25 protein-coding genes are annotated in these 26,845 nt (G+C 74.0%); 11 read left to right on the top strand and 14 right to left on the bottom strand.

Annotated elements, in window-relative coordinates; all coding sequences use genetic code 11:
* Positions 1–112 precede the first annotated feature (112 nt).
* On the top strand, positions 113–1,105 hold the full coding sequence (locus ACZ4VL_RS01650) for a LacI family DNA-binding transcriptional regulator (RefSeq protein ID WP_468194738.1): 993 nt from the start codon (positions 113–115) through the stop codon (positions 1,103–1,105).
* 3 nt (positions 1,106–1,108) lie between these two features.
* Here ACZ4VL_RS01650 and ACZ4VL_RS01645 read toward each other — a convergent pair whose 3' ends face one another.
* Complete coding sequence (locus ACZ4VL_RS01645; RefSeq protein ID WP_361089972.1) at positions 1,109–1,315, bottom strand: hypothetical protein; 207 nt, start codon at positions 1,313–1,315, stop codon at positions 1,109–1,111.
* A 205-nt stretch (positions 1,316–1,520) separates the two neighbouring features.
* Here ACZ4VL_RS01645 and ACZ4VL_RS01640 point away from each other — a divergent pair, with 205 nt between their 5' ends.
* On the top strand, positions 1,521–4,094 hold the full coding sequence (locus tag ACZ4VL_RS01640) for an outer membrane protein assembly factor BamB family protein (RefSeq protein WP_468194292.1): 2,574 nt from the start codon (positions 1,521–1,523) through the stop codon (positions 4,092–4,094).
* A gap of 183 nt (positions 4,095–4,277) precedes the next feature.
* Here the strand turns inward: ACZ4VL_RS01640 and ACZ4VL_RS01635 are convergent, their stop codons facing one another.
* From ACZ4VL_RS01635 to ACZ4VL_RS01615, 5 genes are all read right to left on the bottom strand, one after another.
* Positions 4,278–5,576 carry a DUF6986 family protein gene (locus ACZ4VL_RS01635; protein ID WP_468194290.1) on the bottom strand — a complete coding sequence of 433 codons (1,299 nt, stop codon included), beginning with the start codon at positions 5,574–5,576 and terminating at the stop codon, positions 4,278–4,280.
* A gap of 213 nt (positions 5,577–5,789) precedes the next feature.
* A complete protein-coding gene (locus ACZ4VL_RS01630) occupies positions 5,790–6,752 on the bottom strand; it encodes an electron transfer flavoprotein subunit alpha/FixB family protein (RefSeq protein WP_361089963.1) in 963 nt (320 codons plus the stop codon).
* A 62-nt stretch (positions 6,753–6,814) separates the two neighbouring features.
* A complete protein-coding gene (locus ACZ4VL_RS01625) occupies positions 6,815–7,600 on the bottom strand; it encodes an electron transfer flavoprotein subunit beta/FixA family protein (protein WP_385814075.1) in 786 nt (261 codons plus the stop codon).
* Between the two features lie 203 nt (positions 7,601–7,803).
* A complete protein-coding gene (locus ACZ4VL_RS01620) occupies positions 7,804–8,265 on the bottom strand; it encodes a flavin reductase family protein (RefSeq protein ID WP_468194734.1) in 462 nt (153 codons plus the stop codon).
* Positions 8,266–8,795: 530 nt separating this feature from the next.
* Positions 8,796–9,137: a thioredoxin family protein gene (locus tag ACZ4VL_RS01615; RefSeq protein ID WP_468194285.1), complete on the bottom strand. Its 342-nt coding sequence runs from the start codon at positions 9,135–9,137 to the stop codon at positions 8,796–8,798.
* Positions 9,138–9,526: 389 nt separating this feature from the next.
* On the opposite strand from ACZ4VL_RS01615, the gene ACZ4VL_RS01610 reads away from it, so the two are divergent.
* Positions 9,527–10,249 carry a lysophospholipid acyltransferase family protein gene (locus ACZ4VL_RS01610; protein WP_468194282.1) on the top strand — a complete coding sequence of 241 codons (723 nt, stop codon included), beginning with the start codon at positions 9,527–9,529 and terminating at the stop codon, positions 10,247–10,249.
* 107 nt (positions 10,250–10,356) lie between these two features.
* Here the strand turns inward: ACZ4VL_RS01610 and ACZ4VL_RS01605 are convergent, their stop codons facing one another.
* Positions 10,357–10,932, bottom strand: coding sequence for a CGNR zinc finger domain-containing protein (locus ACZ4VL_RS01605; RefSeq protein WP_468194279.1), 576 nt, complete (start codon positions 10,930–10,932; stop codon positions 10,357–10,359).
* A gap of 179 nt (positions 10,933–11,111) precedes the next feature.
* Here ACZ4VL_RS01605 and ACZ4VL_RS01600 point away from each other — a divergent pair, with 179 nt between their 5' ends.
* A complete protein-coding gene (locus ACZ4VL_RS01600) occupies positions 11,112–12,365 on the top strand; it encodes an MFS transporter (RefSeq protein ID WP_468194731.1) in 1,254 nt (417 codons plus the stop codon).
* Here ACZ4VL_RS01600 and ACZ4VL_RS01595 read toward each other — a convergent pair.
* From ACZ4VL_RS01595 to ACZ4VL_RS01580, 4 genes are all read right to left on the bottom strand, one after another.
* Positions 12,301–12,945 (bottom strand): transglutaminase-like domain-containing protein, encoded by a 645-nt coding sequence (locus tag ACZ4VL_RS01595; RefSeq protein WP_468194276.1) that lies wholly within the window; start codon positions 12,943–12,945, stop codon positions 12,301–12,303. The two genes, ACZ4VL_RS01600 and ACZ4VL_RS01595, sit on opposite strands and share 65 nt — an antisense overlap.
* Positions 12,946–13,014: 69 nt before the next feature.
* A complete protein-coding gene (locus ACZ4VL_RS01590) occupies positions 13,015–14,076 on the bottom strand; it encodes a threonine aldolase family protein (RefSeq protein ID WP_468194274.1) in 1,062 nt (353 codons plus the stop codon).
* On the bottom strand, positions 14,073–14,843 hold the full coding sequence (locus tag ACZ4VL_RS01585; RefSeq protein WP_468194271.1) for an SDR family NAD(P)-dependent oxidoreductase: 771 nt from the start codon (positions 14,841–14,843) through the stop codon (positions 14,073–14,075). Before ACZ4VL_RS01585 ends, ACZ4VL_RS01590 begins: the two co-directional genes overlap by 4 nt.
* Before the next feature lie 26 nt (positions 14,844–14,869).
* A complete protein-coding gene (locus ACZ4VL_RS01580; RefSeq protein ID WP_468194268.1) occupies positions 14,870–16,276 on the bottom strand; it encodes a DUF6421 family protein in 1,407 nt (468 codons plus the stop codon).
* A gap of 382 nt (positions 16,277–16,658) precedes the next feature.
* Between ACZ4VL_RS01580 and ACZ4VL_RS01575 the strand changes: the two genes are divergently transcribed.
* On the top strand, positions 16,659–17,351 hold the full coding sequence (locus ACZ4VL_RS01575) for a glycerophosphodiester phosphodiesterase (protein ID WP_468194266.1): 693 nt from the start codon (positions 16,659–16,661) through the stop codon (positions 17,349–17,351).
* A 109-nt stretch (positions 17,352–17,460) separates the two neighbouring features.
* Here ACZ4VL_RS01575 and ACZ4VL_RS01570 read toward each other — a convergent pair whose 3' ends face one another.
* Complete coding sequence (locus tag ACZ4VL_RS01570) at positions 17,461–18,003, bottom strand: GNAT family N-acetyltransferase (RefSeq protein ID WP_468194263.1); 543 nt, start codon at positions 18,001–18,003, stop codon at positions 17,461–17,463.
* A gap of 154 nt (positions 18,004–18,157) precedes the next feature.
* On the opposite strand from ACZ4VL_RS01570, the gene ACZ4VL_RS01565 reads away from it, so the two are divergent.
* From ACZ4VL_RS01565 to ACZ4VL_RS01550, 4 genes are all read left to right on the top strand, one after another.
* The gene (locus ACZ4VL_RS01565) at positions 18,158–18,733 is read left to right on the top strand and encodes a DUF5134 domain-containing protein (protein WP_468194261.1); all 576 of its coding nucleotides are present in this window, start codon (positions 18,158–18,160) and stop codon (positions 18,731–18,733) included.
* Positions 18,734–18,858: 125 nt separating this feature from the next.
* Positions 18,859–19,797 (top strand): M56 family metallopeptidase, encoded by a 939-nt coding sequence (locus ACZ4VL_RS01560; protein ID WP_468194258.1) that lies wholly within the window; start codon positions 18,859–18,861, stop codon positions 19,795–19,797.
* Positions 19,798–19,892: 95 nt separating this feature from the next.
* The gene (locus ACZ4VL_RS01555; protein ID WP_468194255.1) at positions 19,893–20,540 is read left to right on the top strand and encodes a phosphatase PAP2 family protein; all 648 of its coding nucleotides are present in this window, start codon (positions 19,893–19,895) and stop codon (positions 20,538–20,540) included.
* A 102-nt stretch (positions 20,541–20,642) separates the two neighbouring features.
* Positions 20,643–21,275 (top strand): TetR/AcrR family transcriptional regulator, encoded by a 633-nt coding sequence (locus ACZ4VL_RS01550; RefSeq protein ID WP_468194252.1) that lies wholly within the window; start codon positions 20,643–20,645, stop codon positions 21,273–21,275.
* Positions 21,276–21,305: 30 nt separating this feature from the next.
* Here the strand turns inward: ACZ4VL_RS01550 and ACZ4VL_RS01545 are convergent, their stop codons facing one another.
* Together ACZ4VL_RS01545 and ACZ4VL_RS01540 are read right to left on the bottom strand one after the other, a co-directional pair.
* Positions 21,306–22,934, bottom strand: a complete 1,629-nt coding sequence (locus tag ACZ4VL_RS01545) for an MFS transporter (RefSeq protein ID WP_468194249.1) — start codon at positions 22,932–22,934, stop codon at positions 21,306–21,308.
* A gap of 78 nt (positions 22,935–23,012) precedes the next feature.
* Positions 23,013–24,512 (bottom strand): LVIVD repeat-containing protein, encoded by a 1,500-nt coding sequence (locus ACZ4VL_RS01540; RefSeq protein WP_468194246.1) that lies wholly within the window; start codon positions 24,510–24,512, stop codon positions 23,013–23,015.
* A 77-nt stretch (positions 24,513–24,589) separates the two neighbouring features.
* On the opposite strand from ACZ4VL_RS01540, the gene ACZ4VL_RS01535 reads away from it, so the two are divergent.
* On the top strand, positions 24,590–25,294 hold the full coding sequence (locus tag ACZ4VL_RS01535) for a DUF305 domain-containing protein (protein WP_468194244.1): 705 nt from the start codon (positions 24,590–24,592) through the stop codon (positions 25,292–25,294).
* A 51-nt stretch (positions 25,295–25,345) separates the two neighbouring features.
* Positions 25,346–26,728 carry an FAD-dependent oxidoreductase gene (locus ACZ4VL_RS01530; protein WP_468194241.1) on the top strand — a complete coding sequence of 461 codons (1,383 nt, stop codon included), beginning with the start codon at positions 25,346–25,348 and terminating at the stop codon, positions 26,726–26,728.
* The last annotated feature ends 117 nt before the right edge of the window (positions 26,729–26,845 follow it).

Here is a 26,845-nt window from a genome sequence, read left to right as displayed (position 1 = left end):
TACCCACCCGACCGCACCCACCACCAACCGGCACCCACCACCCCGGAGGACCCACCCCGTGCCCCCACCCCACCGCCACCCGTCCGACTCCCGCTACGGCCACCGGCCGACCATGAAGGACGTGGCGGCGCGCGCCGGGGTGGGCCTGAAGACGGTGTCCCGGGTCGTCAACGGGGAGTCGGGAGTCACCCCGGAGACGGTCAGCCGGGTCCAGGAGGCCATCGAGGCTCTCGGATTCCGCCGCAACGACAGCGCGCGCGTGCTCCGCAAGGGCCGTACGGCCACCGTCGGGCTGGTCCTGGAAGACCTCGCCGACCCGTTCTACGGGCCGCTGAACCGGGCCGTGGAGGAAGTGGCCCGATCGCACGGCGCGCTGCTCATCAACGGTTCCAGCGCCGAGGACCCGGACCGCGAACGGGAGTTGGCGCTCGCGCTGTGCGCACGCCGCGTGGACGGTCTGATCGTGATCCCGGCCGGCGACGACCACCGCTACCTGGAGCCGGAGATCCGGGCCGGTGTGGCCACGGTGTTCGTGGACCGGCCGCCGGGCCGCATCGAGGCGGACGTCGTGCTCTCGGGCAGCTGCGCCGGCGCCCGAGAGGGCGTGGCGCACCTGATCGCGGCAGGCCACCGCCGGATCGGGTTCATCGGCGACCGGCCGCACATCCACACGGCGGCGGAGCGCCTGCGCGGCTACCGGGCGGCGATGGCGCACGCCGGCCTGCCGGTCGCGCCGTCCTGGGTCTCGCTGGGCCCGACGACCCCGGAGAGCGTCGCGGCGGCGGCCCGGGGGATGCTGACGGGCCCGGAGCCGGCCACTGCGCTCTTCGCGGGCAACAACCGCGTGACGGTGACGGCGGTCCGGGTCCTGGCCGAACATCCGGACCCGCACCCGGTGGCACTGGTCGGCTTCGACGACTTCGAGCTGGCCGACCTGCTGCGCCCCGGAGTGACGGTGGTCGCGCAGGACGCGGCGGCCCTGGGCCGGGTGGCCACGGACCGCCTGTTCCAACGCCTGGCGGGCACTGAGCTCCCCCCGACCCGCATAGAGCTGCCGACCCGCCTGATCCCGCGCGGCTCGGGCGAACTCCCGCCGCCCGTCTGACGGTCACCGGATCAGGCCGTGCAGTACGGGCACGGCCGCCCCGGCCGCCCCGAGCCCGGCGAGCACGGCGAGGGCGGCGGGCACGCCGCCGAGATGGCTGAGCCCGCCGACGACGAGCCCGATGATCAGGGCGGCCAGGAACACGACGGCCGCGTGCAGCGTCAGAAGGGGCCGGTCGCTGTCGCCGGCCTGGTTCGGTGAAGTGGTCATGGCTCGATTCCACCCCCGCCCGGGCCGCCGCCGGGCAGCGACGGAACGAAGTGTTCCGATCCGGATCGCAGCCGAACTCCCCCAAACGAACAGGGTGTTCCGCAGAACACCAGGGGTGTTCCGGGGTGTTCCGTAAAGTTCGGGACCGTTCCGCGAACCATGCCCTAGCCTGGTCCGCCACGGGCCGAGGGGGGACACGGGGGCGGTGCAGCAACACGACGCGTTCGAGGCGGGACTCACCGCCCTCGCAGGCGACCTGACACGGTTACGGATCCAGCGGGGCAGGCCCTCGTACCGGGACCTGGTGTCCCGCGCCGACGCCTCCGGCACCGGGATCAGGCTGTCCGTCGCCACCCAGAGCGACGCCTTCAACGGGAGGCGGCTCGTCCGGGCCGACACCTTCATGGGGTTGGTGCGGATGCTGTACGCGTACGACGAGTACGGCCGCGAAACCGCCGTCCCCCCGCACACCGCGCCCGAACTGGCGGCCTGGCGACTCCGCTGGCAGGAACTGGCGGCACTCCAGCCGCGCTCGGCCCCGGCGGGTTTCCCCCGGCCCGCCGAGCCGCCCGAACAACACGACGAGCACGAGCCCGTCCCGCACGAGCCCAACAGCCGAACGCCGCACCCGCACCCGCACCCGCACCCGCACCCGGCACCGACCCCAGACGAGGCGTCCCCGACCCCGAGCCCAACGGGACACCCGGACGCGGCCCCAAGCCCAGAACCCATCCCCGTCCCCATCCCCACCCCCAGCGCGGAACCCATCCCCGTCCCCATCCCCACCCCCAGCGCGGAACCCATCCCCGCCCCCAGCCCGCACCACAACCCCGAACCCGACCCGGACCCCGCCCCCCGACACAACGCGACCCCGCCCCCGACCCCGCGTCCGGGCGGCCCCACCCCCTACGCCCTCCGCCACCGGTTCGGCAGGGACTCGGCGCCCGCCTCGGCGGTGGTGTTCTCCCCCGACGGGCGGCTCCTGGCTTCGGGAGGACCCGACACGGTGGGACTGTGGGACACCGCCACCGGCCAGGCCACGACCGCCCCGCTCGCCGCGCGGCCCCCGCTCGCCTTCACCCCGGACGGCCTGTTGATCGCCGGCAACCGGAACCCGCAGACCCTCCACTGGTTCGATCCCGCCACGGGCAGGATGTGCCGGCCGCCCCTGAGCTCCTACATCACTGGCGTCACGGGAATCAGCTGCGCCCCCACCGGGAGCACGGCCGCCATGGTGGAACGCAACGGAACGGTCCACCTGTGCAGCCCCGACGCCGGACGCCGCCCGGTCACCCTCGCCCACGGATGGGCGGAAGACCCCATCCGCTCCGTGGCGTTCGTCCATGACGGCCGTGTCCTGGCCGCCACCCTGCACGGACGCGTCAAGGACCTGGTCGCCCGGGAGGACCTGCCCGCCGCGGCGCTCTCCCCCGGGTCCGGCGCGCCCGAGGCGTTCTCCTTCTCCCCCGACGGGCGGCTCCTCGCCCTCGGCTACCGCGACGGCCGGGCCACCTTGTGGGACACGGCGGGCGGCCGCGACGGGGCGTCCCTCGCCGGGCATGCCGACGCCGTCTTCGCGCTGTCCTTCTCGCCCGACGGCCGGCTGCTCGCCACCGGCTCCCGGGATGCGACCGCACGGCTGTGGGACACGGCCACGGGCCGGCCCGTCGGACCCCCGCTCGCCGGCGCCACCACCGGTATCGAGGACATCGCCTTCTCCCCGGACGGCCGCCTCCTCGCCACCGCGTCCGACGACGGGGTCCTGCTGTACGAACGCACCGCCACGCCCGACACCGCACCCCCGGCGGCCGGGGCCCCGCCGGCCACACCCCTGGCGGCCGGGGCGCTGGCCGCGGCGCTGCGCGAGCGGCGCGCGGTCCGGCTGCCGCCCGTACAGGTGAGCGGCCGCGGCCTCGTGCGCGTCGCGTTCTCGTCGGACGGCCGTGTCCTCGCCACCACGTCGGGGGACGGCGCGCTGCGCCTGTGGGACCCGGTCACCCGGGCGCCCCGCGGCGGCCCGTCGGCGGCCGAACCGCCGTCCTCGCCCCGCTGCCTGGCGTTCTCGCCGAACGGCGCCCTCCTGGCCACCGAATCCCCCGACGGGGCCGTCTGCCTGCGCGATCCCGGGACCGGTGCGGTCCGCCAGCAGTGGCCGGCCGACCCCGCGGGGGCATCGCGTCAGCTGGTGTTCTCCCCGGACGGCCGCCTGCTGGCTGCGGTGGCCGGGGACGGCTCCGTGTACCTGCGCCGCGTATCCGACGGGCTGCCCGTCGGCGAGCCGCAGCCGGTGCCGTTCGACCCGGCCGACGCGGTCACCGCGATCGCGTTCTCCCCGGACGGGCGGACGCTGGCCGCGGTCGGCGCCGAGGTCGGGACCCGCCTCTGGCGTACGGGCACCCGCCGCCTCCTGGGCGGGCCGTACACGGGGCACCGCGCCGTGGCGTTCGCCCCGGACGGGCGGGTCCTCGCCACGGCCTCCGGGGACACCACCGTGCGGCTGTGGGACCTCGCCGGTGGCTCCCGGCACGCCAGGCTCCTGACCAGCCAGGTCTCCCAGCCCGGCGACCTGGCGTTCGCGCCGCACGGCGGACTCCTCGCCACCGCCGGGCACGACGGCGTCGTCCTGCTGTGGGACCCGGCGACCGGGCAGCGCGTGGACTCCGCGCTGACGGGTCATGACGGACCCGTCACCTGCCTGGCGTTCTCCCCGGACGGCAGCCTGCTCGCCAGCGCCGGCGCGGACGGCGTCCTGCACCTGTGGGCCATCGGCCCGCTCTGAAGGAGCCCGGGACGTCCCGGCCGGGATCCCCCACCGGCCGGACCCACGCCGGAAGCCCGCCACACCCCTCAGCCGGAAGCCCGTAGCCCCCAGCCACCAGGCCGCAGCCCCCAGGCCCCAGCAGACCGCAGCCCTCAGCCCTCAGCCCTCAGCCCGGAGCCCGGAGCCCGGAGCCGTCGGCCCTCAGCCCGTAGCAGTCAGCGTCGCCGAGCGGCGCGGGATCGCGAAGGCGTCCAGCTCGGCCCGCGTCAGCCCGGTCAGGGCGGTGACCTCGTCGGTGCCGACCGCCCCGCAGTCGAGGCCGCGGACCAGGTAGCCGGCCAGCGCCTTCGCGGTGGCGGGCTCGTCCATCACATCGCCCTCGATCTTCGCGACGTACGCCTTGAGCCGCGCGGCCGCCGCTTCGAGGCCCTCGCGGTAGAAGGCGAAGACGGCGGCGTAGCGGGTCGGGAGGTGGCCCGGGTGCATGTCCCAGCCCTGGTAGTAGGCGCGGGCCAGGGCACGGCGGGTGAGGCCGTAGTGCAGCCGCCAGGCCTCGTGGACCTGTTCGGTGGTGCCGACCGGCTTGACGTTGGTCGAGCCGTCGGAGACGCGTACCCCGGTGCCCGCGGCGGCGACCTGCATGATCGCCTTGGCGTGGTCGGCGGCCGGGTGGTCGCTGGACTGGTAGGCGGCGGAGACGCCGACGCAGGCGCTGTAGTCGAAGGTGCCGTAGTGCAGGCCCGTGGCCCGGCCCCGGGCGGCCTCGATCATGCGGGCCACGGTGGCGGTGCCGTCGGCGGCGAGGATGGCCTGGCTGGTCTCGATCTGGATCTCGAAGCCGATCCGGCCCGGGCGCAGGCCGCGGGCGGTCTCGAAGGCGTCGAGCAGCTTGACGAAGGCGCTGACCTGCTCGGCGTACGTGACCTTCGGGAGGGTGAGGACGAGGCCCTCGGGGAGCCCGCCGTGCTCCAGCAGCCCGGAGAGGAAGACATCGGTGGTGCGGATGCCGCGGTCGCGGACGTTGGACTCCATGCACTTCATGCGGATGCCCATGTACGGGGCGTTGGTGCCGTTGGCGAAGGCCTCGGAGACGAGCCGGGCGGCGCGGGCGGCGGCCTGGTCCTCCTCCTCGTCGGAGCGGACTCCGAAGCCGTCCTCGAAGTCGACGCGCAGGTCCTCGACGGGCTCGCGCTGCAGCTTGGCGCGGACGCGCTCGTAGACGGGGCCGGCGAGGTCGGCGCCGATGCCGAGGACTTCGGCGAAGGTCGCGGCGTCGGGGGCGTGCTCGTCGAGGGCGGCGAGGGCCTGGTCGCCCCAGGAGCGGATGGTGTCGGCGGTGAAGACGTCGCCGGGTACGTAGACGGTGTGGACGGGCTGGCGGGTGCCGGGGTCGCCCGGGTAGTGGCGGGCGAGCTCCGCGTCCACCGGGGCGAGGGAGGCGCTGATGCCCTCGCTGACCGCTCCTGCGAGGCTCGTCGCCACCTTCTCCTGCTGACCCATTCCCACACTCTCCTCTTTCCGCTTCACGGAATTGCAGATCCGCATAGCAGAATTTAGTCACGGGGTTCCGCTCCGTCAATGGTCCCGCCACCCGACCGCGGGAACGACTCGGCACCGCGCCCGGCGACCACCCCCCGCCGCGCCGCGCCCGGAAACGACTCGGGGCCGTGCGGTGAGAACACCACACGGCCCCGTGACGGAGAGGAGCGCTGATCAGCCCTTGCGCGCCTGGATCTCCTGGGTCAGCTGCGGGACGACCTCGAAGAGGTCGCCCACGACGCCGTAGTCGACGAGCTCGAAGATCGGGGCCTCGGCGTCCTTGTTGATGGCCACGATGGTCTTCGAGGTCTGCATGCCGGCCCGGTGCTGGATCGCGCCGGAGATGCCGGTGGCGATGTACAGCTGCGGGGAGACCGACTTGCCGGTCTGGCCGACCTGGTTGGTGTGCGGGTACCAGCCGGCGTCGACGGCGGCGCGCGAGGCACCGACGGCCGCACCGAGGGAGTCGGCGAGGGCCTCGATGATGCCGAAGTTCTCGGCACCGTTGACGCCGCGGCCGCCGGAGACCACGATCGCGGCCTCGGTCAGCTCCGGGCGGCCGGTCGACTCGCGCGGGGTGCGCGAGGTGACCTTGGTGCCGGTGGCCAGGGCGCCGAAGGTGACGGCGAGCGCCTCGACGGCGCCGGCGGCCGGGGCGGCCTCGACCGGGGCCGAGTTCGGCTTGACGGTGATGACCGGGGTGCCCTTGGACACGCGGGACTTGGTGGTGAAGGACGCGGCGAACGCGGACTGCGTCGCGACCGGACCCTCGTCACCGGCCTCCAGGTCCACGGCGTCGGTGATGATGCCGGAGCCGATGCGGACGGCGAGGCGGGCCGCGATCTCCTTGCCCTCGGCGGAGGACGGGACGAGAACGGCGACCGGGGAGACCGCCGCGTGGGCGGCCTGCAGCGCGTCCACCTTCGGTACGACGAGGTACTCGGCGAACTCGGGGGCGTCGGCGGTCAGGACCTTGACCGCACCGTGCTCGGCGAGCACGGCGGCGGTGTTCTCGGCACCGGCGCCGAGGGCGACGGCGACGGGCTCGCCGATGCGGCGGGCCAGGGTCAGCAGCTCGAGGGTGGGCTTGCGGACGGCGCCGTCCACGTGGTCGACGTAGACGAGGACTTCAGCCATGGGGATGCTCCTGCGAATGCGAAGTAGTCAGGGGGCGGTGTGGGAATTGCTGGCTGAAGCTCTTAGATGAACTTCTGGCCGGCCAGGAACTCGGCCAGCTGCTTGCCGCCCTCGCCCTCGTCCTTGACGATCGTGCCGGCGGTGCGCGCCGGACGCTGCGCCGCGGAGTCCACCGCGGTCCAGGCGCCCTCCAGGCCGACCTCGTCCGCCTCGATGTCGAGGTCGGACAGGTCCCAGGACTCCACCGGCTTCTTCTTGGCGGCCATGATGCCCTTGAAGGACGGGTAGCGGGCCTCGCCCGACTGGTCCGTCACGGAGACGACCGCCGGGAGGGAGGCCTCGAGCTGCTCGCTCGCGGTGTCGCCGTCGCGGCGGCCCGTGACGGTGCCGTCCTCGACGCTGACCTCGGAGAGCAGGGTCACCTGCGGGACGCCCAGGCGCTCGGCCAGCAGGGCCGGGAGGACGCCCATGGTGCCGTCGGTCGACGCCATGCCCGTGATGACCAGGTCGTAGCCGGCCTTCTCGATGGCCTTGGCCAGCACCAGGGAGGTGCCGATCACGTCGGTGCCGTGCAGGTCGTCGTCCTCGACGTGGACGGCCTTGTCGGCGCCCATGGACAGCGCCTTGCGCAGGGCGTCCTTGGCGTCCTCCGGGCCCACCGTCAGGACGGTGATCTCGGCGTCGTCGGCGTCCTCGGCGATCTGCAGCGCCTGCTCGACGGCGTACTCGTCGAGCTCCGACAGCAGACCGTCGACGTCGTCGCGGTCCACCGTCAGGTCATCGGCGAAGTGCCGGTCGCCAGTGGCGTCGGGCACGTACTTCACACAGACAACGATCCTCAGGCTCACGCCGGCTCTCCTACCGCATCGTCTTGTTTCTGATACCGCCTTATGCAGGCAGCATAGGCGCCTTGTCGGGCGGATCCCGATCGGGGCGGCCCGCGCTCCGATCAGAATGTTACTCGCCAGTACATCGCGGGTCCTCCTCGGAGGCAAGGCCGCTGAACTGTGATCTGTCCAACGCCACCCCAACCCGCCCCAGCAGGGACGATTCAGTCACGCAGCGCGTTGAAGCGCCCCTGGTGGTACAGCAGCGGACGACCCTCTCCCACCGGATCCCCGACCACGGCCTCCGCGATGATCACCCGGTGCTCGCCGGCCGGCACCCGCGCCACCACCCGGCACACCAGCCACGCCAGTACGCCGTCCAGCAGCGGAACCCCGTGCGGGCCCCTCGACCAGCCGGTGCCCGGACCGAAACGGTCCGCTCCGCTACGGGCGAACAGCCCCGCGAGTTCCCGCTGGTGCTCGCCGAGTATGTGCACGCCGAGGTGGTCGCAGTCGCGCAGGGCGGGCCAGGTGGACGAGCCGGTGCCGGTGGTGAACGACAGCAGCGGCGGGTCGGCGGAGACCGAGTTGAGCGAGGTCGCAGTGAAGCCGACCGGCCGGTCCCCGTCGACGGACGTGATCACGGCGACGCCCGCGGCGTGCTGCCGGAAGACCGAGCGCAGCAGCTCGGGCGAGCCGGGCCGGGCGGAGGCGAACGGATCGGCGAAAGGATCGGCGGTCGGGTCCGCCGAACCGAGCCGGCCGCCCCGGTCGACCGAACCGACCGGACCGACGGGCTCCGCGGCCCCGCGCCGGGCGGCGGCCTCGGCCGGGCCGGGTTGCACCGGCAGGCCGGACTGCGGGGGCGGGCCGGGCCGCAGGGACGCGGCGATCTGGACCGACGGGGCGGACTGGATCGTGGGGGCGGACTGGGCCGTCGGGGCCGTATAGGCCGTCATCGGGGGGCCTTCCTTCTGCTGCTCTGCCGCGGGGCGGCGGGCACGAGCGCGTGGGTCATCGGGTCGGGGCGGGGTCGTTCAGTGAGCCCGACAGCGCGCACTCGCGTGACGGACGAGGTCCACGTGGACGCGCCCGTACAGGAGAAGTTCGTACCGCATGGCGCCAGCCTGGCGATCTCTGCTGTACACAGTCAAGCGTGGACGGGCAGATGCGAGGCGCGTCACGCTGTGTGCGGGCGCATGTACCGGCGCGCCGGTCACACCGCTGCGCCCAGTGCGGCGATCACGTCCGCCTTGCGCGGCATGCCCGCGGCACGCCGGACGATGCGGCCGCCCGCGTCCAGGACGAGCACGGTCGGGGTCTTCTCGATGCCGAGGGCGCGGACCAGGTCGAGGTTCCGCTCGGCGTCGATCTCGATGTGGGCGACGCCGTCGACCATGCCGGCCACCTCGGCCAGGATCCGCCGAGTGGCCCGGCAGGGCTGGCAGAAGGCGCTGGAGAACTGCACCAGGCTCGCCCGCTCCCCCGGGTCCGCGCCCAGCTGCGCGGCGTCCAGCCGGACGGCGCCCACCCCCTGCCCCGCCCCGTCCGCCCGCACTCCCGCTCCCGCCGCCGTCCCTGTCCCCGTCGCCGTCACTCTCACCGCGCCCGCATCCGCATTCGTGTCCGCATCCGTATTCGTATCCGTGCCCCAGCACGTCCGACTTCCCACGTCCGGACGTCCGGACGTCTGGGCGTCCGCCCGCCGTCACCGGTGGTGACCGCGTCCCTCATCATTGAAGTACGTTCGTACGGCGATCCGAGCACCCGCCGTACGCGCCGCATTCCCGGGATGATCCTCTGCGTGACGAGAATCTCCCCGGGGACGGGCGTCTGGGCTGGCCAGCAGCCCTGGAATACGGCACGATCCCCAGTGGCCGCGTACCTACGCAGCCGTAACTTACGGCCGGGAGAACCTCCCCAGGCAGAAAGCGGGGTCTCCCCCTCATGGCTGAGCTCGTCTACCCCCCGGTGATCGGCGCCGCGCACGCGCTGTTCCGGGCGCTGGACATCCGGATCGACATGAAGGGCTCCGAGAACATCCCGCGCAAGGGCGGAGCGGTCCTGGTGTCGAACCACATCGGCTACCTGGACTTCATCTTCGCCGGCCTGACGGCCCGGCCGCAGAAGCGACTGGTGCGGTTCATGGCGAAGGAATCGGTGTTCCGCCACAAGGTGTCGGGTCCGCTGATGCGCGCCATGAAGCACATCCCGGTGGACCGGGCGCAGGGTGAGACCGCCTACCAGCACGCCCTCGACTCGCTGCGCTCCGGCGAGATCATCGGGGTGTTCCCGGAGGCGACGATCTCCCAGTCGTTCGCGCTCAAGAGCTTCAAGTCCGGTGCGGCGCGCATGGCGCAGGAGGCCGGGGTCCCGCTGATCCCCGTGGCCCTGTGGGGTACGCAGCGGCTGTGGACCAAGGGCAGGCCGCGCGACCTGAAGCGCAGCCACATCCCGGTGACGCTGCGGGTGGGCGAGCCGATCGAGGCGCCGACCGACCAGTACGCCGGGGCGATCACGCGGCGGCTGCGGGGGCGGGTGCAGGAGCTGCTCGACGCCGCGCAGCGCGCCTACCCGGTGTCCCAGAAGGACGCCGAGGGTGCCTGGTGGCAGCCGGCGCACCTGGGTGGCTCGGCGCCGACGCCGGCCCAGGTCAAGGAAGCGGGCTGATCCGGCACCACCGGGTCGGGTGAAATCTCGGGCCCGTGCGGCCCCGCCCCGTGGCGGAACCGCACGGGCTTTCGCATGCCCTCCGGCGTCGGCCGCTACCGCCGGCGCTACCGCCCGGCGCCGGAGGCCTCCGCCTCCGCGCGCCTGCGGCGGCGGTGGGCGGCGACGCGTTCGCGGGTGGCGCAGGTGCCGGCGCAGTAGCGGCGGGCGCTGCCGGGGCCGCCGGCGAGGAAGAGCCGGCCGCAGCCCGCGGCGGCGCAGGCGCCCCAGGCGATCCGGCCGTGCTCGGTGAGCAGTTGGGCGAGGGCCAGGGCGCCGGACGCCAGGAACCATTCGCCCCAGCCGGCCGCGTCGCCCCGGTCCACGTGCAGGTGCCAGGGGTGGCCGTCGTGCCGGGTCAGGCGGGGTCGGGTGGCGTACTGCGCGAACAGGGCGTTGAGGGCTTCCGCCGCGCGGTCCTCGTCCGGCTCGGCCAGGACCTCCGCCATCCGCCGGGCGGCGGCGCGCAGGTCGTCGGCGTCCTCCTCGGTGAAGGCCGCGGGCGTGAGGTCGGCGGGGTGCTCCCCGTGCCGGGCGAGCAGCGTGGTGAGGCCGTCCCGCGGGAGGCCGGGGTCGGCGCGGACCGCCTCGGCGAGGTCGAGGAGCCTGCGGGCGGCCGAGAAGCGCTGGCCGGAGTCGGTCATGCCCGCGTCCTTTCGCCGTGCATCCATCTCGCGTAACGTCTTGTGCATCTATGACGTTACAGGACGGGGGCGGGATGGACGGGGGCGGGAAGCGCGGGTTCGGATCGGGCGGGTTCGGATCGGGCGGGTTCGGGCGGTACCTGGCGGCGGCGCTGGCCGCGCGCTTCGCCTCCGAGGGCATGGGACTGGCGGTGGTCCTGCTCGCCCTGGAGCGCACCGGGAGCGCGTCGTACGGGGCGTTCGTACTGACGGCATGGCTGGCCCCGCACGTCCTGGCCGCCCCGCTCGCCGGTGTGGCCGCGGGCCGGGCCCGGCGGCCGCGGCTCCTCCACGTCGGCGCGCTGGCCGGGTTCACGGGCGCGGTGGCGGCGCTGGCCGCACTGCTGGGCCGCGCTCCGCTGCCCGTGGTGCTCGCGGTGGCGGTGCTCGGCGGCAGCTGCGGGCCGATGGTGACGGGCGGGATGTCCAGCCTGGTCGCGGGGCTGGTCCCGGCGGGGGCCCGCCGGGACCGGGCGTACGGCTGGGACTCGACGACGTACAACGCCGCGGCGGTGCTGGCGCCGGCAGCGGTCGGCCTGACCGCGGCCGCGGGTCCGGCGGCGCCCGCGATGGGGGTGCTGGCGCTGGCCGGCGCACTCGCGGCGGCGCTGGCGGCGACGCTCCCGTTCGGCGGGAGCACCCCGGCGGGCGGTTCCCCGGCGGGCGGCCCCCTGGCGACCGCTTCCCCTGCAGGTGGTTCCCCGTCGGCGGCTCCCCCGGCACCGTCCGAGCCGAACCGTGCCGGGCTGGGAGGCGGGCTGGCGGCGCTGTGGCGGATCCGGGAGCTGCGGGCGATCACCGCGGCGACGACGCTGGCCTTCGTCGGCCTGGGGTCCCTCACCACGACCTCGGTGCTGCTGGCCGGGCGGCTCGGCAGTCCGGGCGCCGGGGGTGTGCTGATGACGGCGTTCGCGGTGGGTGCGCTGGCGGGCTCGTTGACGCTGGGCCGGCTGGCGGGGTCGGAGCCGGGGCGGCTGGCGCGCCGGGCGATGGCGGGCACCGGGCTGGCGCTGGGCGCGGCCGCGTTCTCCCCGTCCTTGGCCGTGGCGGCGGCGCTGTTCGCCGCGGCCGGGGTGTGCGACGGGCCGCTGTTGACGGCCACCCTGCGGGTCCGGGCGGACCGCGCACCGGAGGCGGTGCGGGCGCAGGTGTTCACGCTGGGGGCGGGGCTCAAGGTGACCGCGGCCTCGGCGGGCGCCGCCCTCGTGGGGCTGGCCGCCGATGTGCCGCCGCAGCTGCTGCTGTCCGCGGTGGCCGCACTGGTCCTGGCGTCGGCCCTGCTGCACCTGCTGCTGTCGCCGCGCGGGCGTGGGGCGGGCGCGCCCGCCGTCACAGGGCCTGCGGCAGGTTCCGCCACAGCTGGGGCCGGTCGGCGGAGTCCCGGAGCGCGGTGAGCACGGCCGGGTGCGGGGCGGCGTACAGCTCGGGGTAGTCGGTCTCCCCGAGTTCCGGGCGGACGGGGAAGGCGAGGCGTTCGGCGCCGAGGGAGAAGCCGGCGTCGATGCCGGGCCCGTTGCCGCGGGGGTCCTGGCGGGCCCAGGTGGCGGCGCCGGGCAGCCGGAGGGCGATCAGGCCGTGGACCAGGTGCTCCGAGCCCCCGGGGCAGGCCCCGGCTCCGCTGGAGCAGCTGTCGCTGCACTCGTGGTCGTCTGTGAGCCGCTGGTAGCAGAGGCCGGCCGGGATGCCGCGGGCCCGCAGGAGGGCGACGAGGGCGTGGGATTTGGCGTGACAGATGCCGTTGCGGGTGGCGAGCACGTCGGAGGCGCGCCAGGAGACGCGGTCGTCACCGGAGTCGGCGGAGTGCGGGATGGTGTCGCGGACGAAGGCGTAGGCCGCCCCGGCGTATGAACATGCGTCACCGGTGGCGGTCCAGAGGGCCTCGGCGGTCTCCTGAACCAGCGGGTGGTCATGGTCGATGGCCTCGTCCGCAGCCAAGTACGCGGCCGGGTCGGGGTGGTTCGGGATCGGCTGCACGGTTCGGAGCATAGGTGTGCCCCCGACCGCAGTTCAATGGAATTGCGATCGAGGGCATACCTATTCGCCTTAGCGGGCCATCTCTTCCTTCAACGCCTGGAGGAAGCCGTCGACGTCCTCCTCGGTGGTGTCGAAGCCGCACATCCAGCGGACGTGGCCGGCGGCCTCGTCCCAGAAGTAGAAGCGGTAGCGCTGCTGCAGCCGCCGCGACACCTCGTGCGGGAGCTTGGCGAAGACCGCGTTGGCCTGGACCGGGTAGAGGATCTCCACCCCGTCGGTCTCGCGGACGCCGGCGGCCAGCCGCCGGGCCATCGCGTTGGCCTGGCGGGCGTTGCGCAGCCACAGGTCCTTGGCGAGCAGCGCCTCCAGCTGGACGGAGACGAAGCGCATCTTCGACGCGAGCTGCATCGACATCTTGCGGATGTGCTTCATCTGCCGGACCGCGTCCGGGTTGACCACGACCACGGCCTCGCCGAACATCATGCCGTTCTTGGTGCCGCCGTACGAGAGCACGTCGACGCCCACGGTGTTCGTGAACGTGCGCATCGGCACGTCGAGCGAGGCCGCCGCGTTGGCTATGCGGGCGCCGTCGAGGTGGACCTTCATGCCGAGCCCGTGGGCGTGCTCGCAGATCGCCCGGATCTCGTCCGGGGTGTAGACCGTGCCCAGCTCGGTGTTCTGGGTGATCGACACGACCTGCGGCATCGCCCGGTGCTCGTCCTCGAAGCCCCAGGCCTCCTGGTCGATGAGCTCGGGGGTGAGCTTGCCGTCCGGGGTGGGGACGGCCAGCAGCTTGAGGCCGGCCATCCGCTCCGGTGCGCCGCCCTCGTCCACGTTGATGTGGGCGGACTTGGCGCAGATCACGGCGCCCCAGCGGTCGGTCATGGCCTGCAGGGCCGTGACGTTCGCGCCGGTGCCGTTGAAGACCGGGAAGGCCTCCGCGTACGGACCGAAGTGGCTGCGGATGATCTTCTGCAGGTGCTCGGTGTACTCGTCCTCGCCGTAGGCGACCTGGTGGCCGCCGTTGGCCAGGGCAAGGGCCTCCAGGATCTCCGGGTGGACCCCCGCGTAGTTGTCGCTCGCGAAACCGCGTACCGCCGGATCGTGGTGGCGGCGGGCATCGGTCTTCACGGTTGCGGAGTGAGCCACAGACGCTGTCCGTTCACATCGATGGCGGGCCGCTCCCACACGCCGGCGATGGCCTCGGCCAGCTCCTTGACGTCGGTGAAGCCCGCGAACTTCGCATTGGGGCGCTCCGCGCGCATCGCGTCGTGCACCAGTGCCTTGATCACCAGGATCGCAGCTGCGGCGCCCGGGCCCTCCTCGCCCCCCGCCTTGCGGAAGGAATCGGCCATGGCGAGCGTCCAGGCCTCGGCGGCCGCCTTGCCGGCGTTGTACGCGGCGTTGTTGGCGACGGGCTTGTGCGCGCCGGACTGGCTGACCAGGACGTAGCGGCCCCGGTCGCTGCGCAGCAGGGCGTCGTGGAAGGCGATCGACGTGTGCTGGACGGTGCGGATGAGGAGCTTCTCCAGGAAGTCCCAGTCCCCGAGGTCGGTCTCGGTGAAGGATGTGCTGCCGCGCCAGCCGCCGACGAGGTGGACGAGGCCGTCCACGCGCCCGAACTCCTTCTCGGTGCGCGCGGCCCAGTCCTTGGTCGCTTCGAGGTCGAGCAGGTCCACGGTGTCACCGGTGACGGTGGCGCCGCCGTGGGCGTAGCGGGCCGCGTCCACCGCCTCGGCCAGGCGTGCCGGGTCGGCGTCGGACGCGACGACCACGGCACCGGCCTCGGCGAGGCGGAGCAGGGCCGCGTGTCCGGCGGGCCCGCCGGCGCCGGCCACGGCGACGACGGCTCCCTTCAGGCTGCCGTTGGCGTTCCCGGTGTCGTTTCCGCTGTTCATCTGTGCAGCCTCCAGTGGGCGAGTGCTCACGCGGCGGCCCGCTCGGCCGTGTCGGACTTCGGGGCGGTGATGCCCTTGCAGGAGGCGATCACGCTCTTGAGCTTCTTGGCGAGCGCCTCATAGAACATGCTGAGCGGAAACTCGTCGGGAAGCACGTCGTCGACGAGCTTGCGCGGCGGCTGCGTCAGGTCCAGGGCGTCGGGGCCCTTCGCCCACTTGGAGCCCGGGTGCGGGGCGAGGTAGGTGGAGACCAGTTCGTAGGCCTTGAACCAGTGCACCAGCTTCGGGCGGTCGATGCCGGCCCGGTAGAGGTCCTCGATCTCGGCGCACAGCTGGTTGGTGACCTGCGGGGCGCGCATCCAGTCGATCTTCAGCTTGTTGTCCGTCCAGCGCACGACGTCGTGCTTGTGGAGGTACGCGAAGAGGAGCTGGCCGCCGAGGCCGTCGTAGTTGCGGGTGCGGTCGCCGGACACCGGGAAGCGGAACATCCGGTCGAAGAGGACGGCGTACTGCACGTCACGGCCGTGCTCGTTGCCCTCGGACTCCAGCTTCACGGCCTCCTTGAAGGCGGTGAGGTCGCAGCGCAGCTCCTCCAGGCCGTACATCCAGAACGGCTGGCGCTGCTTGATCATGAAGGGGTCGAACGGCAGGTCGCCGTGGCTGTGGGTGCGGTCGTGGACCATGTCCCACAGGACGAAGGCCTTCTCGCAGCGCTCCTGGTCCTCGACCATGCGGGCGATGTCCTCGGGCAGCTCGATGCCGAGGATGTCGACGGCGGCCTCGGTCACCTTGCGGTAGCGGGCGGCCTCGCGGTCGCAGAAGATACCGCCCCAGGTGAAGCGCTCGGGGGCCTCGCGGACGGCGATGGTCTCCGGGAAGAGCACCGCGGAGTGGGTGTCGTAGCCCGGGGTGAAGTCCTCGAAGGTGATGCCGAGGAACAGCGGGTTGTCGTAGCGGGTGCGCTCCAGCTCGGAGAGCCACTCCGGCCAGACCATCTTCAGGACGACGGCCTCGAAGTTGCGGTCGAGGTTGCCGTTCTGCGTGTACATGGGGAAGACGACCAGGTGCTGGAGGCCGTCGGCGCGCTGGGCGGCCGGGTGGAAGGCCATCAGCGAGTCGAGGAAGTCCGGCACGCCGAAGCCGTCCGCGACCCACTTGCGCAGGTCGGCGACGAGCGCCTTGTGGTAGTCGGTGGCGTGCGGCAGGAGCGGCGAGAGCTGCTCGACGGCGGCGGCCACGCGCTCGACGGCGGCCTCGACCTGCCCGGCGGAGGGCGCGCCCTCGGCCTCGAAGTCGATCGAGCCGTCCTTGGACTGCCAGGGGCGGATCTCCTCCACGGCGGCCTTGAGCTCGGGCCACGCCGGGTGGTCGACCACCCGCGCATCGGCGGTTATCGCGGCCCCGCCGGTACCCGGCACAAGAGTTTCCGTCATGTCACTTCCTCCACAGGAGAACCTCACGTAATGACAGCGTATGCATGTGAGGGTGTCCCGCTCAAGAGGTAGTCCAGGAAATTATTCGGCTGTACCCCTATCGAAACCGCAATTCTTCCCGCCGTCCACCGTTCGGGCGGGTGCTTCGCCGTCTTGTCAAGGCCCCCGGAGGCGCGCCCACGCACGGGTGACGCGGTACGGGCCGCGGGCCGGACAGCGGGGCCCGGGACCCTGGCGGGAACCGGCCGCCGGGCGGATCCGGGGCCCTGCACGGGCGGTCCCATCGCGTCCGGGGCGCACTAGCATGCGTCCTCACCGCGCGCGGCCGGGCAGGGACGCCGCGACCGCGCGGGGAGCCGCCGTCGACGGAAGCGAGAGAACCTTGACTTTCCTCACCATCGGTCATCGCGGGGTCATGGGTGTCGAGCCGGAGAACACCCTGCGGTCGTTCCTCCGCGCGGAACGGACCGGCATGGACGCGATCGCACTGGACCTACGCCTGAGCAAGGACGGTGTCCTGGTCGTCCTGCACGACGCGGAGGTCGACCGGACCACCGACGGCTCGGGCGCCGTCGCCGACCTGACCCTGGACGAGCTGCGCGGCCTGGACGCCGGCCAGGGCGAGCGCGTTCCGGTCTTCGAGGAGGTCCTGGACGCCGTGCGGACGCCGTTGCAGGTGGCGGTCCAGGACGGGCCGGCGGCCGTGGCACTGGCCGGCCTGGTCGCGGGGCGGGACCTGGCCGCGCGGGTGGAGGTGGCCTCCTTCCACGACGCGGTGCTCGCCGAGGCGGCCCGGCTCGCGCCCGGCGTGCGGACCGTCCTCCAGTCGGACCTGGGCGGGGACGCGGCCGAGGACGTCGTGGACCGGGCGCGGGCCGCGGGGGCGCGGACGCTCGCGCTGAACCTGCGCCGGCTCACCCTGGACACGGTGGTCGCGGCGCACCGCGCGGGGCTGCGGGTGACGGGCTGGACGGTCAACTCGCTGGAGCACCTGCGGCTGGCGCGGGCGCTCGAACTGGACGGGGTGGCCACCGACTTCCCCGAGATCCGCAGCACGGGCCGGTTCACGGCCTGACGGGTCCCGCTGCGGAGGCGTCCCGGCGGGTGGCCGGTTCCCACCGGCCCTCGACTCACACCGGGCCCTGGGCTCCCACCGGCCCTCGACTCCGACCGGCCCTGGACTCCTACAGGCCCTTGACCAGGAGTTCGAAGGCCAGGTCGTCGCGGAGCGGGACGCCGAAGCGCTCGTCGCCGTAGGGGAAGGGGCTCAGCTCGCCGGTGCGGCGGTAACCGCGGCGCACGTAGTAGGCGATGAGCTCCTCCCGGACGTTCACGACCGTCATCCGCATCTCCCGGGCGCCCCAGGTCTCCCGGGCCCGGCGCTCCGCCTCGGCGAGGACCTCCTTGCCGAGGCCGCCGCCCTGGAGCCCCGGGCGGACGGCGAACATACCGAAGTACACGTAGTCCCCGCGGTGTTCGAGCTGGCAGCAGGCGACGATCTCGCCCGCGCGCTCGACGACGAGCAGGATGCCGTCGGGGGTGTCGATGACGGCCCGCACCCCGTCCGGGTCGGTGCGCTGCCCCTCCAGGTAGTCCGCCTCCGTGGTCCAGCCGGCCCGGCTGGCGTCCCCGCGGTACGCCGACTCGACGAGCTCGACGAGGGCCGGCACGTCCGCCTCGACGGCGGTACGGAATTCCAGTGCGGCGGGCTGGGCGGTGATCGACATCGGGGCTCCGTTCTGCTGTGCGCTCAGCGGCATATGACATGCCCGGTGCTGCACGGACAGCCTAACGCGGCCCTGCGTGCGGGCCCGTGGGCCGGGGCATCTGTTCACCGTGACGCCGTCGAACCGGGGGGTTCCCGCCGTGCACGGTCCCGCGATGTCCTCTTGGTCCGCTCCCGCCGCCCTCCCCGCCTGGCTGCTCGTCCTGCTGTGCGCGGTGAGCGGTGCGTACTGCCTGGGGCGCGCGCGCAGAGCGGGCCGGCGGGCGCGCGGCGCGGCGGCGGGCGAGGCGCTGATGGGTCTCGGGACGGCGGCGATGGCCGCGCCGCCGGGCATCGGGCCGTGGGGGCCGGAGGTGCTGCTGGCGGTCTTCTGCGGGGCCGCGGTGCACGCGCTGTGGCTGCTGCGGGAGGGCCTGCACCACGCCCACCACCTGATCGGTTCGCTGGCGATGGCCTACATGGCGCTGACGATGGCCTCGGGCCACGGGACGGGGGCGGCGGTCTGGGCGGGCCGGCCGCTCGTCACCGCCCTGCTCCTCGTCTACTTCGCGGGGTACGTCCTGTTGGGCGGGGCGCGGCTGGTGGCGGCGGGGCCGGCGGCTCCTGCGGCGGGCGCCGCGGGCGTGCCGGCGGTGCGCGGGGACGGGGACGCGGCGGGGTCGGCGGAGTTGGCGCGGGCCTGTCGACTCGCCATGGGAATGGGGATGTTGGCGATGCTGCTCGGGATGTGACCGACCGTCGGAAGGCTCCGGGAGGGGTCGGCCGGCGCCCTGCGGGGTGCCGGGAAACGTGTCCTGCGTCACCAATGGCGCGAGTGCGTACCCGAGGGTAGTCCGGCGCTCATAGGCTGGCGGACATGATGGTCCCCGCCGTTCTCCTGTTGCTCGGCGCCGTGACCGCGGTGCTCGCCCCCCGGCTGCTGGCCAGCGCCGAATGGCCCGAGCGCGAACCCGTCGTCGCCCTGTGGGTGTGGCAGTGCGTGGTGGGTGCGGTCCTGCTGTGCTTCGCCCTGTCGATGCTGCTCAGTGCGGCCGCCGCCTGGCACGCGGTACGGGGCCGGCTCTTCGCGGCCGCCCCGCACGGGGTGGTCGACGCGTACGCCCTGGGCCCGACCGGCGGCCCGTGGGCCGTCGGCACCGCACTGCTGCTGGCGGGCGGCGGGCTGTGGAGCGGGGTCCGGCTGGCCCGGGAGGTGCTGCGGGCGCGGGCCGGGCGGCGGGCGCGGGGCGCCGAACTGCTGGTGCGGGCGCCGCTGCTGCCCGGGGAGGACCCGGGCGGGGCACGGCTCGTGGTGCTGGAAGGGCCGCGGCCGGAGGCGTGGTGGCTGCCGGGGGCGGCGCCGCAGCTGGTGGTGACCACGGCCGCGCTCGGCCGGCTGAAGGGCAGCCAGCTGGATGCCGTGCTGGCCCACGAGCAGGGGCACGCGGCGGCCCGCCACGACTGGCTGTTGCACTGCTCGCGGGCGCTGGCCGGCGGCTTCCCTCAGGTACCGGTGTTCGCGGCGTTCGAGGCGGAGATCGTCCGGCTGGTCGAACTGGCCGCGGACGACGTCGCCTCGCGCCGCTACGGGCGGCTGACCATCGCCCTCGCGCTGGTCGGGCTCAACGAGGACCGGGGGGTCTTCGGGCCCTCCCCCGCGCCGCAGCCGCACGTACCGGAACGGGTGCGGAGGCTGCTGTCGGCGACGCCGCGGATGTCGCCGGGCCGCCGGCTGCGGCTGACGGCACTGGCCACGCTGGTGCCGGCGGTCCCGCTGCTGGTGGCCTTCGTCCCCGGACTGAGCGCGCTCACCTGAACGCCGTCCGGAGTACGGCGGGCGGGGGTGCGACCCGCAGCGCGCCTCCCGTGGGCGGCGGTGCCGCGGACCGGGAGGGTGCAAGGATCTTCCGCATGCGAAGCGGGCGGGTGTGGCGGGTGGGAATCGGCTGCGCGGTGCTCGCGGCCCTGCTGACGGTGCTGGTCGTGATCCGGTGGCAGCCGCTGCTGCGCCTCGACGCGCTGGTCGCGCGGGACCTGCACACGATCGCCGTGGCCCGTCCGGGGGTGACCGGCGTCGTGCGGGTGTTCAGCGACTGGGTCTGGGACCCCTGGACGATGCGCGCCCTGGCGGCCCTCGCCTGCGTGTGGCTGTGGCTTCGGGCCGACCGGCGGCGCGCCGTGCGGGTGGCCGGGGTCACGGTGGCCGCGGCGGCGGTGTCGCAGGGGATGAAGGAGGCGGTGGGCCGGGACCGGCCGTTGTGGCCGGACCCGGTGGACGCGGCGCATTTCGCGGCCTTCCCTTCCGGACACGCCATGACGGCGGCGGCGGTGTGCGGGATGCTGCTGTGGCTGCTGCCCCCGTCCGCCCCACGGGCCTCGGTGCGCGCGGCCTGGGTGCTGGCCGCCGTCTCGGTGCTGGGGGTCGGCTTCACCCGGGTCTACCTGGGCGTGCACTGGCCCTCGGACGTGCTGGCCGGCTGGCTGATGGGCGCGGCCCTGGCGGCGTTGGCGATCGGTTGGCCGGGGCGGCGGAGGCGGCCGGAAGACGCCGCGGGGTGAGACGAGGGCGTGCCTGCCCTGCGCGATCCCCCGCGTCGCGCAGAGCAGCCCCTCCCGTGCGCTGAGTATATTGGCTGGAAGCCAGTCAACGCAGGAGTAAGCATGTCCCCGCGCAGCGCATCGGTCAATGAAGAATTGCGCAGACGTTCCCGGGAGCGGCTGCTCCAGGCCACGGTCGATCTGGTGGCCGAGCGGGGCTACGAGGCCACGACCCTCGGCGACATCGCCGACCGCGCCGGCACCGCCCGCGGCCTGGTCTCCTACTACTTCCCGGGCAAGCGGCAACTGCTCCAGTCGGCGGTGCACCGGCTGATGCACCGCACCCTGGAGACGGCCCTGGAGCGGGAGCCGCGCACCGCCGACGGCCGTGAGCGGCTGGCCCGTGCCATCGACGCGGTACTGGGGCTGGCGCGGGACGAACCGCTGCTGATGCGGACGCACATGGCGGGCATCCTGCAGGCCGAGGGGTTCGTGCAGTGCCCGGAGCAGCAGCGGTTGGCCGCCCTGCTGCGGGACACCGTGGCGCGGTACGGGTCGGCGGACGTCGACGCCGACTACCCGTTGCTGCGGGCGCTGCTGATGGGTGCGGTGGTGGCGGTGCTGCTGCCGGGTGCGCCGATGCCGTCGGCGCGGCTGCGGGCCGAGTTGTTCCAGCGCTACGGGCTGGACTGGGAGCTGGGCGTTCCGCCGCAGGCCGACCCGCCGGAGGGCGGGGTCCGGCTCGCTCCGGTGTGAGCCGCCCGGGGCCGCTGCGGCCCCGGGCGGCTAGGGCGCCGCGGCCGGCGCGGGGGTTCCGGGCCGGCGGGTGGGGATCCGCGGGGTGAAGAAGAGGGCCAGCACGGTGGTGACGCCGAGGACGGCGAGGGCGGCCCGCAGTCCGTCGAGCCGGGCGGTGGTGTTCGCGTCCATCGCGGCCTTGGTCACCTCGGGGCTGGTGCCGGCTTCTTCCAGGGCGCTCTCCAGCTGTGCGTCCGAGAGGAAGGGCGCGCCGCTTTCGAGCTGGACGACGGCCTGTTCGGCGACCTGGTCCGGGACGGCCGGGTTCGCCGCGACGGCGGTCAGGAACGAGCTCGTGAGCGCGGCGATCAGGATCGCGCCGGCGAGGGCCGTGCCGAGGGAGGAGCCGAGGTTGGTGACGGCGTTCTGCACCCCGCCGACCTCCGCGGCCTCCTCGTCCGGCACCGCGGAGACGGTGATCGCGCCGAGCTGGGACGCGAGTGCCCCGACGCCGAGCCCGATGAGCAGCAGCGGCACCGTCACCACCTCGGCGCCCGCGTCCTCGTCGAGGGCGAAGAGGAGCACGACCGCCCCGGCCAGCAGGGCCACCAGGCCCCAGGCGACCACCCGGCGCGGCGAGGCCCGGGGAGCCAGCCGGGGGATCAGGGCGGCCGCGGCGAGCAGGGACAGGGAGAGCGGCAGGAGCCGGGCGCCGGTCGCGAGGGCGGACAGGCCGAGCGCGACGGACAGGTAGAGCGGGACGACGAAGAACACGCCCATCTGTACGAAGTACTGGAAGAAGAACATCGTCAGGCCGCCGGTGAGCTGGCGGTTCTCCAGCAGCCCGGGCTGGAGGAGCGGGTCCCCGCCGTGCCGGACGAGCCGGGCCTCCCAGTGCAGGAAGATCCGGACGAGGAGCAGGCCGGCCAGCATGAGCCAGGCGGTCAGGGAGATGCCCAGCCAGGAGGGCGCGTCGGGTTTTGGAGCGAACCACCCCCAGGTGCTGGACCGCAGGACGCCGTAGACGAAGGTGCCGAGGCCGAGGGCGGACAGGACCGCGCCGACGAGGTCGATGCGGGCCCGGGACTCGGTCGGGGCGTCGGCGAAGCGGCGGGCGAAGAAGAGGATGACGAGGACGAGGACGACCTCGCCGGCGAAGACCCAGCGCCAGGAGAAGTACGTGGTCGCGAGCCCGCCGACGAGCGGCCCGACGGCGATCGCGACGGCGCCGGCGGCGGCGACGAGCCCGTAGGCGGCGGGCCGGCGCTCGGGGGCGAAGTTGCCGGCGACCAGGGCGACGATCGCGGGCAGGATCAGCGCGGCGCCGACGCCCTCGAGGAGCGACCAGCCCAGCAGGAGGACGGTGAGGTTGGGGGCGAGGGCGGTCGTCAGGGATCCGCAGCCGTAGATGGCGCAGCCGATCATGAAGGCCCGCTTGCGGCCGATGAGGACGCCGACCTTGCCGCCGGGGATCATGCACATGGCCATCACCAGGGTGTAGGCGGTGATCGCCCCCTGGATCCCCGTCACGGTGGTGCCCACGTCCTCGGCCACCGACGCGATCGAGACGTTCATGACCGAGCTGTCCAGCGCCATCAGGAACTGTCCCGACGCGAAGGTCAGCAGCACGACCCCCGACTTCGCCGCACTCCCCGGGACCTCGGTGCTGGATGCCATGGGCGCATCCTGCCCGCAGCCCGCCGGGGCGGGCCTTGCGACCCGCCCCGGTGTCAGCCGGTTGGCGTCAGGGGTACGTCAGCGGTACTCGGGCTGTGTCTGGACGTTCAGCCGGTCCAGCCGGACCCACTTGGCGCTCTCGGTGCGCCAGTCGTCGATCCGGAGCACGTCGAGGCCCTTGACGATGTCGTTCGAGTAGATGTGGCCGTTGTAGTAGTACGCCGACCAGGAGCCGCCGATCGGCAGGGAGCCGGGGCCGAGCGGGCCGCGCTCGAAGTAGCCGATCTCCTGGGGACGGGACGAGTCGGTGAAGTCCCAGACGGAGACGCCGCCCTGGTACCAGGCCTGGACCATGATGTCGCGGCCGAACGCCGGGACCAGGGAGCCGTTGTGGGCGACGCAGTTCTCGGTGTCGGCCTGGTGGCGCGGGATCTTGAAGTAGCTGCGGAAGACGAGCTTGCGCTGGTCCCCGCGGCCGGTGATGTCGTAGATGCCGTCGGCCCCGCGGTTCGGGCCGGTGGCCTCGTTGCAGGTGGCGCCGCCGCCACCGCCGAGCTCGTCGGTGAACACCACCTTGTCGGCGTCCTGGTTGAAGGTCGCCGAGTGCCAGAACGCGAAGTTCACGTTGTCCTGCACCCGGTCGATGACCCGCGGTCGCTCGGGGTCGGCGATGTCGAAGAGGATGCCGTCGCCCATGCAGGCGCCCGCGGCCAGCTTCTTCGAGGGCAGCACGGTGATGTCGTGGCAGCCGGTGGTCTTGGAGACTCCGGGGTTGGTGGGCGCGCCCGGGTTGCCGCCGTCCGGGAAGAGGACGGGGAAGGCGACGACGGCCGCCTGGGTCGGGTCCCTGCGCGGGACCTTGATCACGGAGATGCCGTCGTGCGGGGGCTGGCAGTCCGGGAAGGCCTCGTTCGGCGAGTACGAGGCGACGTAGACGTAGACGTCCGGGCCGCTCGGCACCAGCGTGTGGGTGTGCGAACCGCACGCGGTCTCGACGGACTTGACGTACTTCGGGTGCTTCTTGTCCTTGATGTCGAAGATCTTGATGCCCTCCCAGGAGGACTTCTCCGTGGCGGGCTGCGACACGCTGTTGCAGGAGTCGTCGCTGCGGGAGGAGTCGGTGGAGAGGAAGAGCAGGTCGCCGTGGACCGAGACGTCGTTCTGGCCGCCGGGGCAGAGCACCGTGCTGACGGTCTTCGGGGCCCTGGGGTCGGCGATGTCGTAGACGGTGAAGCCGTTGTAGTTGCCGGCGAAGGCGTACCGGCCCTGGAAGGCGAGGTCGGAGTTGACGGTCTCCGGGAACGAACTGGGGACGTTGGTCAGCGGCTTGATGTTGCCGCTGTGGACCACCTGGTCCTGGCCCGGGATCTCTCCGGCGGCCGGTTCGCGGCCGGTGGCGGGGGACGAACTGCGCGGGAAGTCGCCCCCGGGCAGTAACTCGCCCGGGTCGGGGGTGGCCGACGCGGGCCCGGCGGACAGGAACGCCGCGAGCAGTCCGGCCGCGACGGCGAACACCCCGGGGGCCCGCCGGCCGGCGCGCCATCTGCGGGGCAGCCCGCTGGTGTGGTTCGAGGTCACTGTGCCCTCCCATGAGGTCCGTTCGATTCCGTTCCGGGTGGGATCGGAATGAGGACCCACGCAGTATGTTCCTCACCATGGACATGGCAAAGGGGTTACCCGGTCGAATCATCCGGGCGGTCGCCGCCACGGGAGTCCTGCTCGCCCTCGCCAGCTGCCGGGGCGGCCCCGGCGGGGGCACCGAGGCCGACGGGCCCGCGGTCATCGCCCCCGGCCGGCCGGGCGAGGCGGCCCGCACCCTCTCCCCCGGCGAAGCCGCCCGGAGGCAGCCGGACGACAGCCCCAACGCGGCCGACCGCTCCTACGTGCGGCGCATGGTCGAACACCACCGGCAGGCCCTCGACATGACCGCCCTCGCCCCGCCCCGCGCCTCCGCCGACGGGGTCAGACGGCTCGCCGAACGGATCGCGGCCGCCCAGCAGCCCGAGATCGCCGTCATGCGGTCCTGGCTGGCACGGCACCCGGAACCCGGGGCGACCCCGACCGGGGGAGAACACGATCACGGCCAGGCCCAGGGCCACGGCCAGGCCCAGGGTCAGGGCCACGACCACGGCGCGATGCCCGGCATGGCCACCGAGCAGCAGATGGCGGACCTCGCCGGCGCCCGCGGCGCCGACTTCGACCGGCTCTTCCTCACCCTGATGACCGCCCACCACGAAGGCGCCCTGAAGATGGCCGGCGAGGTCCTCGCCGGCGGCAACAACCTGGCCGTGGAGGAGATGGCCAACGAGGTCGTGGCCACCCAGAGCGCCGAGATCCACCGAATGCGCGCGATGGGCTGACGCCCGCCCCGCCCGGTGCCATGCTGGAGTCCCCGCGGGAGGAGTTCCGCCGTGCTTCGTGTCGCCGTCGTCGGTTCGGGCCCGAGCGGGGTCTACGCCGCCCAGACCCTGGTCCAGCAGTGCGAGGTGCCCGGCGTGCGCGTCGACGTACTGGACCGGCTGCCGGCCCCGTACGGGCTCGTGCGGTACGGGGTGGCCCCCGACCACGAGAAGATCAAATCGTTGCAGGGCAACCTGCGCACGGTGCTGGAGGACGAGCGGATCCGCTTCCTCGGCAACGTCGAGGTCGGCGGGGCGCAGCTGCCCACCGAGCGGATGCTGGATCTCTACCACGCGGTGGTGTACTGCGTGGGCGCCGCGCGCGACCGGCTGCTCGGCATCCCCGGCGAGGAACTGGCCGGGGTGCGGTCCGCGACCGCGTTCGTGGCCTGGTACAGCGGGCACCCGGACGCCGCGGGCGAGGACTTCGACCTGGCCGGCGTCCGCTCGGCGGTGGTCGTCGGAGCGGGCAACGTGGCCGTGGACGTGACGCGGATGCTGGCCCGCGGCGAACCGGAGCTCGCGCCCACCGACATGCCGCAGCCGGCGCTCGGCGTGCTCGCGGGCAGCGGGGTGCGCTCGGTGGCGATGGTCGCCCGGCGCGGCCCCTCCCAGGGCAAGTTCACCACCAAGGAGCTGCGGGAGCTGGGCACGCTCCCCGGGGTGGCCGTCCGGGTGGACGCGGCCGAGCTGGCGATCGACCCCGCGTACGCGGGCGGCCCGGCAGCGGCCGCCGCCCTGCCCGCGGTGGCCCGGCGCAACCTGGAGGTGCTGCGCGGCTGGGCCGGGCAGGATCCCGGTCCGGAGGACGACGCGGGGCGGCGGATCGCGCTGCGGTTCCACCTGCGCCCCGTCGAGGTGCTCGGCGGCGCCGACGGGCGGGTCACCGCGATGCGGTTCGAGCGGACCGCCCCGGACGGCCGCGGCGGGGTCACCGGAACCGGCGCGTACGAGGACGTCGAAGCCCAGCTGGTGCTGCGCTCGGTCGGCTACCAGGGGGTTCCGCTGGCCGGCCTGCCGTTCGACCCGGCGACCGCCACCGTTCCGCACGCGGCGGGCCGGGTGGTGCGCGCCGGGCGGGCCTCGGTCGGGGAGTACGTGGCCGGCTGGATCAAGCGCGGCCCGACCGGGGTCATCGGCACCAACCGGCCCTGCGCGAAGGAGACGGCCTCCTCCCTGCTCCAGGACGCGGGCGCGCTGGCCCGGCGGGACCTGCCGGACGACCCGCTGGAGGCGCTGCGGGCGGCCGGGCTGCGCCCGGTGGAGTGGCCGGGGTGGCTGGCGATCGAGGCGGCCGAGGCCGCACTGGGCCGCTCGCTGGGCCGCCACTCGGTGAAGATCCCGGACTGGGCCGGCCTCCTGGGCGCGGCCGCCGTGACCGGCCCGACCGGCTGACCTCCCGGAACCGCGTGCCGCCCCGGCGGGCCCGGGGGGGGGGGGGGGGGGGGGGGGGGGGGGGGGGGGGGGGGGGGGGGGGGGGGGGGGGGGAGAAAGGGGTCAGATCCTTCCGGG

The organism is Streptomyces sp. NPDC029014 (assembly GCF_055564695.1).
The sequence above is the reverse complement of the archived record's forward strand: the minus strand, read 5'-3'. Positions and strand labels throughout refer to the sequence as shown.